Below are 16,119 nucleotides of genomic sequence, written 5' to 3'. Positions count from 1 at the left end.
CCACCAAGGCTACAGAAGTATAACTGTCCAGCAATTTTTGTCAGGTTACTCGGCAAACATTGAGCTTACAGATTCCTCAACATTAACACGCTTTATCGCTTGCGCTAACATATCTGCCAAACTGACAACCCGGATCTTTTTACATTGCTTAGCTGCTTCTGACAGGGGAATTGTATCGGTAACAACAATTTCATCTAAAGAGGAGTTAACTATATTATTGACAGCAGGACCAGACAGCACTGGATGAGTAACGTAAGCCCGCACGCTAATAGCACCATTTTGCTTAAGTTGATGTGCTGCGGAACATAAAGTACCTGCCGTATCAACAATGTCATCAATAATGAGACAGTGTCTTCCCGCGGGCTCGCCGATAATGTGCATGACTTCTGACTTATTGGGTCCACTACGGCGTTTATCAATAATAGACAATTCAGTGTCATTAAGAAGTTTGGCCATTGCCCTGGCACGAACTACTCCGCCTACATCAGGTGAAACAACCATGAGATCGGTTAGATTTTTCTCTCTAATGTCTTCCAGCAGAACAGGAGTGGAGTAGACATTATCTACAGGCATGTAGAAAAAACCTTGAATCTGATCAGCGTGTAAATCGACGGTAAGAACGCGACAAATACCTACAGAAGCCATCATATCAGCAACTACTTTTGCAGTAATCGGTACTCTTGCGGAACGCACACGGCGGTCTTGGCGTGCGTAACCAAAATAAGGCACGACAGCGGTAATTCGTCCTGCTGATGAGCGCCGCAGGGCATCCGCCATACTTAATAGTTCCATTAAATTGTCATTGGCTGGCGCACAAGTGGATTGGACAACAAAGACGTCCCTGCCACGTACATTTTCGAGTATTTCAACCATAGTCTCGCCATCGCTGAAAGTACCTACGGTCGCCTGACCAATAGGAATTTGCAGGTGGGAAGCTATTTTAAGTGCCAGCTCTGGATTAGCATTGCCGGTAAAGATCATCATTGTCGACATGTGCAAAAAACCTTAGATTCGAGTTTTAATCAGGTGACTTAAACACATAGCAGAAGACAGCCAGAAAGATATAGTTATTATTTGAGCGATCCGGTGAACGCATCCTTCCCGGTTATCTTCTGCCGTCTGTTTACTTGAATCAACAAGATTGTGGCTGGGGTGCTAGGATTCGAACCTAGGTATGCAGGGATCAAAACCCTGTGCCTTACCGCTTGGCGACACCCCAATAAGTTGTAGATTCTATTATTTCATCCGTGAATAATCATTGTGTGCATTGCTGCAATGTGCTGCGTATTTTGCAGAGAATTTAAAAGCTTGTCAACGTTGAAAAGAAAAAATTATTCTATAGGGCTCACTACGCAAGGGAGAGGGAACGACTTGCTAAACGTGCAAATGGTTCCCCGATCCACTATTCCTAGACCCGCCAACGTCTAATGACCACTTTAATAAAGACCCCATTGCCTTGTAACCTTATCTGGCTTGGTAGTACATATTTACCAACCGTGGTGTATTGAGTGTATTCAATGGTGTAGCCAGATTGCCGCAGAAGGGTTAAATGGTTGGCTTGATCCTTTTTAGCTGATTGGACAGCGCCCGGTGCAGGTAAACCTCTTACCCAGTAATAGAGATTATTAACGGGTAGGCGAACCCCGGTTTGTTGCCTTAGCAGTTCATCAGCATTGGATGAGGACGCTGTTTTTGGGCCGTCACGCAAAGTAACTACCCCCCCCTTTTTATTGACAAGAACGGTGCCGCTGCCAAGAGGTCCTGATAAGCGAATTTGGTATTGGCCAGGACCGTTTTGTACCCAGTTAAGAGAAGCACTCCAGCCTTTACTTTTATTTCGTGCTGCCATTGCACCGGAAATTTCCCAGGAAGAAACGCCGGCGGGAGACGCGCCGGCAACTCGTGATGCGGTATCAGCCGTACGATTAGCTTTATCGGTCGTTGTCGTGTTAGCGCCAGCAACAGTCGTTTTGCCAGCCGCTGTTGAAGCATCTGCTGTCGACGGAGTCCCTCCTTTTGTTGTTGAGGAGGTTGACGCAGAAGAGCCAACATTAGGATTGGTTTCAATCGTGGGGTGGGGCGCACAGGCAGTCAACAAAACAACAGCGGTTAGAAAAAGATGTTTACTGGGAATCATTACATTTCTCCAATCCATATTGTAAAGAGGTTGCTAACTCACACCGGGGAAACGCTGCGTTGCTATCGGGTGAATTAACGAGTCCTTGATGGTTGCCAATAGTTTTTCTATCCACAATACGCTAGACTGCTTAAACTTGCAATTGTGATGTGGCATTATGAAAAATAAAGCGATTTATCCTGGGACGTTTGATCCGATAACGAATGGTCATGTTGACATTATCGCTCGCGCATCCCGGTTATTTCCTGAAATAGTTGTTGCTGTAGCCAGTAATCAAGCTAAACGTCCTTATCTAACCTTACAGACTCGTATTGAGTTAATAAAAACGTCTGTGGGGCATTTGCCGGGCGTCTCGGTTATGGGCTTTGACAACTTATTGATTGATTTTGCGCGTGAACAAAAAGCAGGCATTATTTTGCGTGGTTTGCGTGCAGTAAACGATTTTGAATATGAGTTTCAATTAGCAGGTATGAATCGTAAATTATGTCAAGAAATTGAAACGCTGTTTTTAACCCCTTCTGAACATCTGTTATTTATTTCATCAACTTTGGTGCGGGAAATTGCCCAACTTGACGGCGATGTATCACAATTTGTGCCTGCGGCTGTCGTTAGCGCCTTACAGGAAAGGAAGAAGCAAGGGCTATGAGAGGAACAAAGTTCTTATTGACCGTTATCCTATTTTTAATTCTTAATCCCGTCGGTGCAAAAGAGTATGCGGAAAAGCCTTCCGGCTATGCAGTGGCCTCCGCGCACCCCCTCGCAACGAATGCGGGTTTAGAAATTCTTGCTGCGGGTGGTAATGCCTTCGACGCAGCAGTGGCTGTTGCTGCTGTACTTGCAGTGGTTGAGCCCTACCATTCAGGTCTGGGTGGTGGTGGGTTTTGGTTGCTGCATCAAGCGAAAGAAAAGAAAAATATTTTTATTGACGGCCGCGAGACAGCGCCTCTTGCCGCTTCAAAAACGATGTTTTTGGGAACCGATGGTAATCCCGTTCCCGGATTATCTTTAAATGGGGGCTTGGCTGCTGCTATTCCTGGTGAGCCAGCAGCATTGGTTTATATTGCTGAGCATTATGGCCGTTTGCCCTTGGCCAAATCATTAGCGCCGGCCATTCGTTTTGCCGAAGAAGGGTTTATTGTTGATCATCAATTTAATTATTTTTCAATAATGGATGACCGGCTACAAATGTTACAGCGCTTTCCTGCTACGGCAGCAGTTTTTTTGCATGATGGAAAACCTTATCAAATTGGAGAACGTCTTAAACAACCTGATCTGGCAAAAACACTAAGATTACTTGCTGCGAAGGGACACGATGGATTTTATCGTGGTGAGGTGGCTGAGCGCTTAGTAAAAGGAGTCAATGCAGCAGGTGGTATTTGGTCGCTGAAAGATTTGGCTGCGTACCAAATTAAAGTGCGTGAACCTTTACAAGGTGCTTACCATAATATGCTAGTTATTACTGCACCTCCTCCATCTGCAGGTGGAGTGACTTTATTAACCATGTTAAATATAGTGGCGGCTTATCCCTTATCAACGTTTAGTAAAAGCCAATGGATTCATTATTTGACTGAAGCGATGCGGCTCGCTTTTTGGCAACGTTCGATGTTCTTGGCCGATCCGGATTTTGAACAAATCCCGCTGGATAAATTACTGTCAGCCGACAATGCAAAACAGCTTCGCTCCTTAATTCCTCCAAACAAAGCCTTACCAAGTGATGTTTTACAAGGCCAGGCCAGCAAGGATGGCAGTGCGAATACCACACACGTTTCTATCATCGATAACGAGGGAAATCGAGTCTCAGCAACCATGACAGTGAATTTTATTTTTGGCTCCAGTGTTGTTGCTGAAGGAACAGGCGTATTACTAAATGATGAAATGGATGATTTCTCGAGTAAACCTGGTGAGAGAAATGTATTTGGTATTGTTGGTAGCGAAAAAAATAGTATTGCCCCTGGCAAGAGACCTTTATCGAGTATGACGCCTAGTTTTCTTGAAATGCCCGGCCGTATCGCGATTGTGGGTACACCTGGAGGGAGTCGCATTCCGACAATGGTATTTCTTGCTGCACTGCGTTTTTATGATTTCTCTGGAGCAATCTCCATGGTTTCGGCGATGCGTTTCCATCACCAATATTTACCCGATTGGCTGCAGTTTGAACCGGAAACATTTTCTCCGGCCTTGCAGGCTGAATTAAAAGCGATGGGTTACAAATTAATGGCTTTGAATCAATATTATGGTGATATGCAGGCAATCACCTGGGATAAAGAAAAGAATTTCATCACGGCAACCTCAGATCCAAGGCACATCGGGTTATCAGCTACCGTTGGCGTAAATCAGGATGGTTATGGTGTTACCCACTAAATTAGTCGGGTGCTGTTTCTCCTACCAGCGCCTTAATAGACTGATAGACCTCTTGCACCAGTTCATCTTTATTTTTAGGGGTATATTGCGAAGCATCAATTGGTTTGCCAACATGGATTTCAGCAATTTGATTGAGATTAAATTGAGTCGTGCGTGCCGGTAAAATATCATAAGCGCCACGAATACCAATCGGAATAATGGTGGCCTTCGTTTCAATAGCAGTAATAAAGGCCCCTTTTTTAAAAGGCGCTAATTTACCATCCTTTGAACGAGTCCCTTCCGGCGCTATCCACATAACAATTCCACTTTCCAATAATTGACGCACTTGAGCTAAATCTTTTATCGCCTGATGTCTATTTTTACGATCAATAAAAGGAAATTCTGCTGCTGTCATTCCTTTCCCCATAATAGGAATCTTTGATAGTTCTTTTTTAGCTAACATGCGGATTGAATGATTGGGAAAGGCTTGAAAACTGATGGGAATATCATAAAGGCTGCTGTGATTACACATAATGATAGTTGCTTTCCCTGCCTGAGGTTCGACTTTATAAGGATTAACCACTTTACAGGTTACACCAACTAAATTGAGCAGACGGTTTACCCATCGGTGAATCACTGCATCGGACCATGCGCGAGTTTGCTTTCCAGAGAGGCGTTTAAAAATGGAACGCAAACAGGCGTCGCCTGTACTGAGTATGGAAAGAAACATTATCCACTGGGTGCGTAATTTACTAATCTTCATAGTTAATCATTATCGTTAGAGAGGGTTGATAATACTGCATGTGCTGAATACTGCACAATCAGGACTTACGCAAAACCCCGATCTCTTCGTTAAAATTTAACTTTAATTCGGTCATTTAGTTTGGGCTAAACTCCCTCATTAAAATCATATTAATATCAAGGCAACATTTTTTGACTCTGCATAGTGCGGGAAACCGGGGGTTGGCAGCGAGGACAAAAAGCAGAATTTCTTCCGGCTATTACGGTGGTTTCAATCAATGTCTGACAATGAAAACAGGGGCGATTTTTGCGGCCATAAACTTGTAAATCATTGGTAAAATAGCCAGGCTTTCCATCGATGGCATAAAAATCACGCAGCGTTGTGCCCCCGGCCTTGATGGCTTGTTCCAAGACCTGCTTAATATGGCTGGCCAGTCGGTCGTATTGAGCCAACTTAAGCGAGCCTGCAGGTGTCAACGGGTGAATGCCCGCTAAAAACAAGCTTTCAGTGGCATAGATATTCCCTACGCCAACGACAATGTCATTACTCATAATAAAGGATTTAATACTTTGCTTTTTATGGCGGGCCCGCTGACTTAGGTAACTGCCAGTAAACGAATCCTCCAGTGGTTCCGGGCCTAAATGAGCTAAGAGGCGGTGCTGATAAGGATTTTCCTTTAAATAAAGCCACAATCCAAAGCGGCGAGGATCATTGTAACGAAGGATTAACCCATTCTGCAGTAACATATCGATGTGATCATGTTTACTGGCAACCGATGTTTTATCCGTCACACGTAAATGGCCGGACATTCCCAAATGAATAAGCAAATAACCTTCAGACAATTCTAACAACAAATATTTGGCACGTCGGTAAATAGCCTTCACTACCTGGCCGGTGCAGCGCTGATTTAATGCGGGGGTGACCGGCAAGCGCAGTTGAGGCTGTCTTATTGTCATGTCTATAATAGTCTGATTCAGTAAAAACGGGCTTAGACCACGCCTGGTCGTTTCTATTTCCGGTAATTCAGGCATTAGTCTTTGTCGTTATGTTCAATAACGCGCCCTTCGGTTTTTGTAGGTGTATTACTAGGGAAAAAATAGCTTTTCACAAACGATATTGCCCAAAGAATACCACCGATTAATAAGCCCCATATCAGGACATAGGAAAACATAATGAATAAACCGATGACTAATGCAATCGCTATCCCAAGCATGAGGAAGGGAACGATGTTTTCTAAAAGACGCTGTAATTTTTCATTCATTGAAATAGTCCTACTGTGAAGGAAATGAGCCATATCTCATACCCTTATGTGAAAATTATCGTCCACAAGTGGATACGATGCAATGCGAATTGTGCAATTTGTGGTATTATATAGAGAGTGCATTGAAAAATTGTTGTCTCAATGCATAATTATTTACCAGGGGAGAGTAACCGATGATTTACGGTGTTTTAAATTTGTCGTTCTGGGGTTATGTAATAGCCACCATTGTGCTAACTCAAATCACAATCGCAGCCGTTACGATTTATTTGCATCGTCACCAAACGCATCGCGCGTTGACGTTACATCCGATTATTAGTCATTTTTTCCGCTTTTGGTTATGGTTAACTACCGGTATGGTGACCGCAGAATGGGTGGCCATCCATCGCAAACATCATGCTACTACTGATGTTGAAGGCGATCCGCATAGTCCCAAGGTTATGGGCCTGAAAAAGGTATTCTGGCAGGGTGCCGAGTTGTACAAAACAGCAGCCAACGATAAAGAAATGGTTGCCAAATACTCGCATGGTACGCCGAATGACTGGATAGAGCGCAATGTTTACTCGCGTTTTTCTGCCAAAGGCATTCTATTAATGTTTATTGCCGACCTGGTACTGTTTGGTCTTCCCGGCATTACTATTTGGGCAATCCAAATGATGTGGATTCCACTTCATGCTGCCGGTGTGGTGAATGGGGTAGGCCATCACTGGGGTTATAGAAACTTTGAATGTGCTGATACCTCAACGAACCTGATTCCCTGGGGTTTTTGGATCGGTGGGGAAGAGTTACATAATAATCATCATACCTTTGCTTCTTCAGCCAAATTTTCGGTGAAATGGTGGGAGTTTGATATTGGTTGGTTATATATCCGCTGCTTAGCTTTCCTCGGTTTGGCCAAAGTCAAAAAATTGCCGCCAAAATTGGCGATGGATGCTGGTAAATTACAAGTGGATCTTGAAACAGTTAAAGCGGTAGTGAGTAATCGTTTCCAGATTATGTCTCATTATTACAAGCGTGTTGTGCGCCCTATTCTTAAAGATGAGAAGCGCATTAGTGAGACTAAGGGAGAGAAACATCTTTTCCAGCGCGCCGGTCGGTTGTTACGATTGCAAGACAGCTTGTTATCACCACGGGCAAAATCACGTTTGCAAGCCTTGCTAGCCAGCCATGAACAATTGCAGGTGGTTTATAGCTATCGTCAATCACTGCAAAATATCTGGTTGAAGACAGCCACTTCGCAAAAAGAGTTAGTGGAAGCCTTACAAAATTGGTGTAAGCAGGCTGAAGAGTCGGGTCTCGAGGTGTTGCGTCAATTCGCTCAACAACTCAAAGGCTATGTTCCACAACCAGTAAAAGGTTAGGCAATTGCTTATCGTTTAAGTCATATCTCTGTGCCAGGTTCGTCATCGTTAATGAGTGAAATTGATGATGACGAACTTGTCCTCCTCGCTAATAACGCTTCATTCTAAAGCGTATTTATTTTTAGTCGACTCCCTGTTTACTCCATTGAACCACCCATTGAATGCTAAAAATTAGAGTACTTCCGCTGTGTTGGCATTGACATTGCTATCGTTTTACTTTGAAGTAATACTTACCAGTTACATTATAGAAAGGAGTTATTTATGGAACGAAGGACAGCCGTAGTTACTGGAGGCACTGGTGGAATAGGTTCAGCCATTTGCCAGCGCCTGGCTGCTGATTATCGAGTAATCGCTTGCTATTTTAAAGATGGCCGACATGAGGAAGCGAAACAGTGGCAAGCTGTCCAGAAAGAGGCTGGCTATGATATTGATATTTTTTATGCAGATATTGCCAAGTTTGATGATTGTGAAAAACTGGCTGCTTTAATTCTGGAGCGCTATGGTCAGATTGATGTTCTGGTGAATAATGCTGGAATCACAGTCGATGCCAGCTTGAAAAAAATGTCTCCCCAACAATGGCAGCAAGTCATTGATGCCAATTTGACCAGTGTATTTAATGTGACACGGAATGTCTTACCCTCTATGCTGGAAAAAAATTATGGCCGCATCATTAATATTTCTTCCATTAATGGCCGCAAAGGGCAGTTCGGCCAATGCAATTATGCAGCCAGTAAAGCAGCCCTTTTTGGGTTTACCAAGAGTTTAGCGTTAGAAGTGGCTGCCAAAGGGATTACCGCAAATACCATTTCACCTGGCTACATTGAAACACCGATGTTAGCTGGGGTTAGAGAGGAGGTATTGAAAGCTATTATTGCCAACATTCCGGTTGGGCGTTTAGGTACGGCACAAGAAGTTGCCCATGCTGTTGCATTCCTTGCTTCACCCGAGTCAGGGTTTATTACGGGTGCAAATCTCGACATTAATGGTGGCCAATACATGTAGCCTCGTGCTCGTCAACCAAGGTAATCCTATGCAAAAAGAAAAAGTTGTATTAGTTACTGGCGGCACAGGTGATATTGGAACTGCCATTGCCAAACACTTAAACTCGCTCTATGGGAAAATAATTGCCTTAGACGTACTTGCTGAGAATAAAGGTTCTTTATGGGAGGCTGAGCTCCATGAGGAAGGTTATCAAAACGCGTTCTACAGACATATGGATGTCACCGATTTTGATCAATGTAAAGTAGTGGTTGATGACATTGTCAAAGAATTTGGCCGTGTGGATGTATTGATTAATAATGCTGGCATTACACGCGACGCGGTATTTAATAAAATGACGAAACAGCAATGGGATGAAGTACTGACTGTCAACCTTGATGGTATGTTTAATGTAACTCGGCCTGTGGTGGAATATATGCGTGAGCAGGAAAGTGGACGAATTGTTAATGTTTCCTCTGTAAACGCTCAAAAAGGACAGTTCTCGCAAGCGAATTATGCTGCATCCAAGGCCGGGGTTTATGGCTTTACCAAAAGCTTGGCGCAGGAGCTCATGGCAAAAAATATTACGGTTAATAGCTTATCACCAGGGTATGTGAATACGCGATTGATGAAAGGAATTAGACCCGATATTTTGGAATCAATCATAGCCCTGATTCCTGCTAAACGGTTAGCCGAGCCTGAGGAAATTGCGTGGGTTGTCGAGTTTCTAATCAGCGATAAAAGTCGTTATATCACTGGTGCGAATTTAAGTGTTAATGGCGGCTTGCATATGTATTAAAACCTAAGCTTACAGACTTGTTCTGTAAGCTTGAAGTGGGTAAAGAGAGTAAAATGGCAATGAGATTGATTAAAAAATATAAGAATCGCAGGCTTTATGATACAGAGAAAAGCCAATATATTACCGTTGAAGAATTACAACGTTATGTGGTGGACGGTATCCCCTTTCGAGTCGAGGACTCAACGAATGGCAAAGATATAACCAATATTACTCTACTACAGATTTTTGTGGAGATGGAAAGTGGCTCCAGTCAATTTCTTTCAGTCGATATGTTACGGCAACTGATTGTGTTAGCCCACCACCCAATGAATCAAGCTTTTAGGGGGATGTTAGAACAGATGTTTTCCAGTCTGGAAAAATCTCTGCAAACGAATCCCTACCTCAAAGATTATCAGCAAACAACCGATACGGTGTCACAGCAGATGCAGCAATTATTTAAACAATGGCAAGGATTTTTCAAACAATAGAAAGCGTTTATGCTGCACTGCAAAATAAATGGAAAAATCTCTTGACAATCATGTTATATAAGTACTAATCTAATATTGTGCAGTGCAACATAATGGAGAAAATCATGAATCAGGCGTCTTTTGAAAAATGGAGTGAAATGGCTAAAAAGGCACAAGAACCTTTTCAAGCAATCGCTGAACTTAATGTTAAAACCTTACAAGGGTTAACTTATTTAAAACCAGAGGAACTGGCAAGCCTCAAGAAACCCGAAGAGTTATTGGAAAAGCAAATCAATTTGGCAGTCGAAAATGGCCATAAAGCATTGGATTACATGCAAAAATCATTTCAAATTTTTGAAAAGGCCATGCTCTCTCTGGTTCAGGAAGTAAAAAATAAAGCTGGCGAAAAGAAATAAATTCCTTTTTATATTGCTTCAAATTTTTAAAGAGATTACTCCATGCAGTAATCTCTTTTTTTTATTCATCGATGTTCGAAAGAAGTCTAGGTCAATAAGCTTTAATTTTGTTCTTTCGCTGGTTCTAATTTATAAGTTTTGAAAACATAGGTTCCCGGTGCATCCACCAGGCCTTTGAAGGGCAAGTCGGTAAACTTTGGAGGGGAAACCAGGGGGCCAGACTCTTTTTTCAACCACTCTAGCCACTCTGGCCACCAGGAGCCCGGGTTGTGGGTCGCATTGGCTAACCATTCTTCCGCTGTCTGTGTGGTGCTGTTATTGCGATAGAAACCATATTTTTCACTGCTTGGCGGATTAATTATACCGGCTATGTGGCCTGAGCCGCCCAGCAAGAAACGTTTTTTTCCACGCATGAGTTGAAAGCCTTTATAGGTGGTTTGCCAGGGGGCGATATGATCTTTTTGTGTAGAGAGGAAAAAAGTGGGGACATCAATTTTGGTCACATCTAATGGCGTATGATTAAGATGTATTTTTCCCGGTTTTACCAGATCATTATGGAGATACATCCAGCGTAAATATTGTGAATGCATTTTGGCCGGCATATTAGTCGCATCAGCATTCCAATATAAGATATCAAAGGGAACAGGATTTTTACCCTGGAGATAATTTTTTATAAAAAACGACCATACAAGGTCATTTGCACGTAGAGAATTAAACGTACTGGCCATGAAGCGCCCGTCGAGAAAACCTTTGGAGTGCATTTCTTCTTCAATACGGACAATTTGTTGTTCATCAATAAAAACGGAGATATCACCGGGATCACTAAAATCAATCATTGATGCCAAGAAAGTAGCGCTGCGGACCGAGTCTTCACGATGCGCTTTAAGATAAGCTAACATACAGGCAATTAAGGTTCCGCCAATGCAAAAGCCAAGTACGTTCACTTGCTTTACCCGCAATTGTTCCTGGATGATTTCAATAGCCGTCATCGGCCCATCTTTGAGATAGTCATAGATACCTTTTTGAGCATAGCTCGCATCGGGATTAACCCAGGAAATCACAAAGACAGTAATTCCTTGCTCGACTAGCCAACCGATCAATGAATTATGCTTACTTAGATCCAAAATATAATATTTATTAATCCACGGTGGGACTAAAAGCAGTGGTACAGCCTGGACTTTGTCGGTTTGGGCCGTGTACTGGATCAACTCCATCATGTCGTTGCGATAAACGACTTTACCAGGGGTTGTCGCAATATTAACACCTATTTTAAACGCATCCGTATCAGTCATTTTAATCAATAAACGCGACGAACCTGCTTCCATATCGGTCAATAGGTTTTGCAGGCCGCGTAATAAATTTTTACCGTGACTTTGTAGTGTTTCTGCCATCAATTGCGGGTTAGTGTGCAGGAAATTAGCCGGGGATAAAGCATCCAGGTATTGTCTGGTAAAAAATTGAACTCTTCTGGCGAGCTGTTTATCACCATAGTTTAGATGTTCAAGCAACGAGTTCATATGCTCACTGGCCAACAGATAGTGTTGGCTGAGTAAATTGAAGAAAGGATTATTGAGCCATTCATCGCCACTAAAGCGGCGATCATTAATTGGCATCGGTTTACCTTCCAGCCAATGATTGAATTGGTCTTGTGCCAAGCCTATAGCATCTTGCCAGTAAGCAATTTGCATCTGCCATACTTGCTCAGGATTTTTTAACAACGTAATGACCAGCGCCTGGTAATCACTGGTTAAATCCATAAATTGCTTAATAAGGCCTGGCATTTGCTCAGGTTGCTTTTTAAAGCCTTCCAAAAGATTCAGGCTTTTTGCAGCAATTGTTTGCATAATGTCATGAAGTTCTGCGTCCTGGGTCATCCGAGCTCCTGATAGCAATGGCTAAGCGCTTCTATTTTCACGTGTTTTAGTTAATTTAGCACGTAGGGCATCTATAGATAAACTATAGATGATTCTCCGTGAAAAAGAATTGCTTTTCGTTGTAATTTTAGGAAATTTTCGCCACAAATGGACAGCTTTTCTGTGATGGCAGGAGTGAGATGCCTCGAGGGTATACACTTCGCCTTTCTGTTGTTTCTGAGTTACAATTCCAGCAATTTTCTTTTTTTTTGTTTTGAATGCATCTGAAACAGTTAAAGCTGGCAGGGTTTAAGTCCTTTGTGGAACCAACCGTTGTGCCTTTTCCCAGTCAATTAGTTGCTGTTGTAGGGCCTAATGGCTGTGGAAAATCTAATATCATCGATGCCGTCCGTTGGGTGATGGGCGAAAGCTCAGCAAAAAATCTGCGCGGTGAATCGATGACGGATGTCATTTTTAATGGATCTTCACAGCGTAAGGCCGTAGGGCAAGCCTCTGTCGAACTGGTTTTTGACAACAGCATGGGACGGCTTGGCGGTCAATATGCTGCTTACCAGGAAATCGCCGTTAAGCGTTTGGTTACTCGTGATGGTGACTCGTTTTATTACCTAAATGGCAGTCGTTGTCGTCGCCGTGATATTACCGATATTTTTCTCGGTACTGGCGCTGGTGCTCGTGGCTATTCAATTATTGGGCAAGGCACTATTTCTCGGCTGGTTGAAGCCCGTCCGGAAGAGTTGCGTGCTTATCTGGAAGAAGCTGCTGGGGTGTCCAAGTATAAAGAGCGGCGTCGGGAAACTGTGTTACGTATCACCCATACACGAGAGAATTTGGCACGTGTTGCTGATATTCGCGACGAATTGGACAAGCAATTACAACGTCTTGAGCGCCAGGCAAAAGCCGCCGAACGTTATAAAGCGCTGAAGATAGAGGAGCGGCTGTGTAAATCGGAAATTCTTGCCTTGAAATGGCAGGCATTAACCGCCGAGCAAACAGCCAGGCAAAATGAATTAAAACGCTTGTCGCTCGATTATGAGCAGCATCAGGCCAAAGCCACAGAAGCTTATAAACAAAGTGTTGTGCTGCGGGAAAAACTGCAAGATGATAATGACGCTTTTCAACAGGTGCAAACGAATTTTTATCAATTAGCGACAGAGATTGCCCGCCTGGAAGAAACGATTCAACAACAGCAACGCGAAAAACAACGTTTAAAGGCCGATCAACAACAGTTGCAGATTGATTGGCAAATGGCAACCAGCCAGTTACAGCAAGATCGACATATACAAAGTACCTGTGAAGAATCGTTGCAAGAATTGCAAGAAAAGTTGCAAAGCGTGCGGATGGAATTAGCGGTTCAACAGCAGGCTTTTCAAGACAAGCAACAGCAATATACGCATTGGCTTGCAGAAACCCAACAAGTACAGGTGGCGTTAAGCAAGGTTCGTGGCGAAATTCAAGTACAAGAGGTTCGCCTGCAGCATCTTAACCAGCGCCGACAGCAGATTTTATTGCAGTTACAAAAGATTCAAGATGAACAGTTGTTATTAGCCACAGATGATTTTGTTGCTGAATTAAAAAGTCAACAGGATGATTTAACCAGGTTGCAAGCCCAACTGGAGCAAGACGATAAGCAGCATCAACAAGTCACTGCTGCCAATTCTACGTTGCGTCAACAATTAATGGCTATTGAACAAGCACTTCATCAGGCCCAGGATGACGTTCATCGGTTAAATACGCAACAGGCAGCCTTGCTTGCAGCGCAACAGTCTGCTTTGAGACGAGAACATAAAGCCATCGATCCCACAACGGCACAGTGGGATAAAAAACCTCGCCTTGCAGAAGCAATGGTGGTTGATAAGGATTGGCAAGCTATTTGTGAATGGGTTATAGGGGATGGACTGCAAGCCATTGTCCTTGATTCACTCGACCCGTTGTGGCCTGAAATGAAGCATTTACAAGGGACGTCCTCGTTATTTGTTACCCCGGTGCAACGCTGCGAAAAGGCGGGTGCGCACCCGCGTTTATCCGATAAGATTCAAGGTATACAGCCTAACTGGATTTATCAACTCGATAAAATTTATACCGTCTCTGACTTTGAAGAAGCACTAAGCTGTCTGCCAACACTGCAAGACGATGAGTCGATAGTGACTCTGGATGGTTATTGGTTGGGTAAAGGCTGGGCTAAGGTAGCTGACTCTACAGTCGACGAAGAAGGATTATTGCTGCGCCAGGAAAAGTTGACTGTGATTAGCAAGGCGCTTTCAACCGCGCAAACTCATTTGGATACCTTAAAAGCGAATCGCGATCAAGTTCATGCGCAGATCAAAGAAAATGAATGTCAGCTTGAGACGACCCGACAAACACTATCGCTAAGCCGTGAGTCATTAAGAGATTGTGAAGCACAACTCCGTCATAAAGAGCGGGCTCTCGAACAAGCCCAAACACGAAAGGATGTTTTAAGAACCGAGAGTGAAGAGCTTGGTTTGGAGTTAGAAGAATTAGCCAGCCAACAAGACAGTGCTGCGCAATTGTTACAGGCCAGTATTGAAACCAGTCAACAATACGAGCAGCAACAGGGGTTGTTAACTAACGAAAAGGCAACCTGGGAATCTACCCTGTTAACTAGCAAGCAAGCAGTGGATGAGGGAAATTCAGTGTTACAGGCTAGCCAGCTGCAGGCTGAACGCGAAATTTTAAAAATTAAGCAACTCAATGAGAATATCCAACGCGAAGAAGCACGTTTAGAGATCTTGAATGAGCGATTGGAGTTATTGGCCAACCGGCTACTTGAGTTAGATAACCCTGATCTCACGTTAAATACGACGTTAAGTGAGAAAATTAAACAGCATGAGGAGCTGGAAGTAGCGTTAAGTACACGGCGTGAGAGTTTGAGTAGCCTGACGCAAGACCTGGAAGCCAGCGAAGCATTGGTTCGAAGTGAAGAAAAACTGTCCAAGACAATTCAGGAAAAAATTCAACAGGAGCAAATGCAAGAGCAGGCTTTGGCTGTTCGTGCCAGTGGAATCATGGATGCGTTAGCAGAGCTTGATGGCCAAGTCGAATTATTGCTTGCAGCCATTCCAGAGGGTGTTACTCAGCAAACGCGTGAGCAGGCTTTGCAGGATATTATTGAAAAAATCCAGCGGTTAGGCGCAATTAATCTGGCTGCCATAGAAGAATATGATAGTGAATTGCAACGCAAACAGCATTTGGATGGGCAATATCAGGATTTGATGGAAGCGTTGGCAACCCTTGATGCTGCTATTGAAAAAATGGATAAAGAAACCCAACAACGGCTGCAAGTAACCTTTGATGAAGTAAATACCTCCTTTCAAGCACTTTTTCCTCGTCTTTTTGGCGGTGGGCGTGCCATGTTGGAATTGACTTGTGATAATCTGTTAGAAGCGGGTATCTTAGTAATGGCACAACCTCCTGGCAAACGTAATAGTACGATTCATTTATTGTCTGGAGGGGAAAAGGCAATGACGGCGGTTGCGTTGGTTTTTGCTATTTTCCGTTTGAATCCCTCACCCTTTTGTATGCTGGATGAGGTAGATGCACCGCTGGACGATGTAAATGTCGGTAGATTTTGTGATTTAGTAAAAGAAATGTCACAATTCGTTCAATTCCTCTTTATTACTCACAATAAAGTAACGATGGAATTGGCAGAGCATTTGATTGGGGTAACTATGCGGGAACCTGGTGTTTCACGTATAGTTGCGGTTGATGTGGAGCAGGCCTTGTCTATGAGTGAATCTTCGTCTTAAACGA

Annotated in this window: 14 protein-coding genes and 1 tRNA gene; 8 read left to right on the top strand and 7 right to left on the bottom strand. The window is 43.4% G+C overall.

Translation table 11 applies throughout. The annotated features are described in order from the left end of the window. Nucleotides 1-45: 45 nt before the first annotated feature. The 3 genes from DYC89_RS13460 to lolB all read right to left on the bottom strand — a co-directional run bounded on the left by DYC89_RS13460 (nucleotide 46) and on the right by lolB (nucleotide 2,137). On the bottom strand, nucleotides 46-993 hold the full coding sequence (locus DYC89_RS13460) for a ribose-phosphate pyrophosphokinase (protein ID WP_115222251.1): 948 nt from the start codon (nucleotides 991-993) through the stop codon (nucleotides 46-48). Nucleotides 994-1,144: 151 nt separating this feature from the next. Beyond that, nucleotides 1,145-1,219 (bottom strand) — tRNA-Gln (locus tag DYC89_RS13450). 189 nt (nucleotides 1,220-1,408) lie between these two features. Continuing rightward, nucleotides 1,409-2,137, bottom strand: a complete 729-nt coding sequence (gene lolB, locus DYC89_RS16735; RefSeq protein ID WP_245954003.1) for a lipoprotein insertase outer membrane protein LolB — start codon at nucleotides 2,135-2,137, stop codon at nucleotides 1,409-1,411. 157 nt (nucleotides 2,138-2,294) lie between these two features. Between lolB and coaD the strand changes: the two genes are divergently transcribed. Beyond that, nucleotides 2,295-2,783, top strand: coding sequence for a pantetheine-phosphate adenylyltransferase (gene coaD, locus DYC89_RS13440; RefSeq protein ID WP_115222250.1), 489 nt, complete (start codon nucleotides 2,295-2,297; stop codon nucleotides 2,781-2,783). Next, nucleotides 2,780-4,498 carry a gamma-glutamyltransferase gene (gene ggt, locus DYC89_RS13435; protein ID WP_115222249.1) on the top strand — a complete coding sequence of 573 codons (1,719 nt, stop codon included), beginning with the start codon at nucleotides 2,780-2,782 and terminating at the stop codon, nucleotides 4,496-4,498. The genes coaD and ggt overlap by 4 nt, the downstream gene beginning before the upstream one ends. A 1-nt stretch (nucleotide 4,499) precedes the next feature. On the opposite strand, the gene DYC89_RS13430 is transcribed toward ggt, so the two are convergent. The 3 genes from DYC89_RS13430 to DYC89_RS13420 form a co-directional block, all read right to left on the bottom strand. After that, the gene (locus tag DYC89_RS13430; protein ID WP_115222248.1) at nucleotides 4,500-5,240 is read right to left on the bottom strand and encodes a lysophospholipid acyltransferase family protein; all 741 of its coding nucleotides are present in this window, start codon (nucleotides 5,238-5,240) and stop codon (nucleotides 4,500-4,502) included. Between the two features lie 155 nt (nucleotides 5,241-5,395). Beyond that, entirely contained in the window at nucleotides 5,396-6,250 is an 855-nt protein-coding gene (gene mutM / locus DYC89_RS13425; protein ID WP_115222247.1) for a bifunctional DNA-formamidopyrimidine glycosylase/DNA-(apurinic or apyrimidinic site) lyase, read from the bottom strand. Continuing rightward, nucleotides 6,250-6,513 carry a hypothetical protein gene (locus DYC89_RS13420; RefSeq protein ID WP_342767875.1) on the bottom strand — a complete coding sequence of 88 codons (264 nt, stop codon included), beginning with the start codon at nucleotides 6,511-6,513 and terminating at the stop codon, nucleotides 6,250-6,252. Before DYC89_RS13420 ends, mutM begins: the two co-directional genes overlap by 1 nt. Nucleotides 6,514-6,653: 140 nt before the next feature. Between DYC89_RS13420 and DYC89_RS13415 the strand changes: the two genes are divergently transcribed. From DYC89_RS13415 to DYC89_RS13395, 5 genes are all read left to right on the top strand, one after another. Beyond that, a complete protein-coding gene (locus DYC89_RS13415) occupies nucleotides 6,654-7,838 on the top strand; it encodes a DesA family fatty acid desaturase (RefSeq protein WP_115222245.1) in 1,185 nt (394 codons plus the stop codon). Between the two features lie 261 nt (nucleotides 7,839-8,099). After that, a complete protein-coding gene (gene phbB, locus DYC89_RS13410) occupies nucleotides 8,100-8,840 on the top strand; it encodes an acetoacetyl-CoA reductase (protein WP_115222244.1) in 741 nt (246 codons plus the stop codon). Between the two features lie 28 nt (nucleotides 8,841-8,868). After that, the gene (gene phbB, locus DYC89_RS13405) at nucleotides 8,869-9,615 is read left to right on the top strand and encodes an acetoacetyl-CoA reductase (protein WP_115222243.1); all 747 of its coding nucleotides are present in this window, start codon (nucleotides 8,869-8,871) and stop codon (nucleotides 9,613-9,615) included. Between the two features lie 53 nt (nucleotides 9,616-9,668). Further along, nucleotides 9,669-10,082 carry a polyhydroxyalkanoate synthesis regulator DNA-binding domain-containing protein gene (locus tag DYC89_RS13400; protein ID WP_115222242.1) on the top strand — a complete coding sequence of 138 codons (414 nt, stop codon included), beginning with the start codon at nucleotides 9,669-9,671 and terminating at the stop codon, nucleotides 10,080-10,082. Nucleotides 10,083-10,186: 104 nt separating this feature from the next. Next, nucleotides 10,187-10,477 (top strand): phasin family protein, encoded by a 291-nt coding sequence (locus DYC89_RS13395; RefSeq protein ID WP_115222241.1) that lies wholly within the window; start codon nucleotides 10,187-10,189, stop codon nucleotides 10,475-10,477. Between the two features lie 101 nt (nucleotides 10,478-10,578). Here DYC89_RS13395 and DYC89_RS13390 read toward each other — a convergent pair whose 3' ends face one another. Further along, on the bottom strand, nucleotides 10,579-12,351 hold the full coding sequence (locus DYC89_RS13390; protein WP_115222240.1) for a PHA/PHB synthase family protein: 1,773 nt from the start codon (nucleotides 12,349-12,351) through the stop codon (nucleotides 10,579-10,581). A gap of 257 nt (nucleotides 12,352-12,608) precedes the next feature. On the opposite strand from DYC89_RS13390, the gene smc reads away from it, so the two are divergent. Continuing rightward, complete coding sequence (smc, locus tag DYC89_RS13385; RefSeq protein WP_115222239.1) at nucleotides 12,609-16,115, top strand: chromosome segregation protein SMC; 3,507 nt, start codon at nucleotides 12,609-12,611, stop codon at nucleotides 16,113-16,115. Nucleotides 16,116-16,119 lie beyond the last annotated feature (4 nt).

It is taken from the genome of Legionella donaldsonii, from assembly GCF_900452385.1.
GTDB classification, from domain to species: domain Bacteria; phylum Pseudomonadota; class Gammaproteobacteria; order Legionellales; family Legionellaceae; genus Tatlockia; species Tatlockia donaldsonii.
Note: the sequence above shows the minus strand (reverse complement) of the source record. Positions and strands in the feature narration are given on the sequence as shown.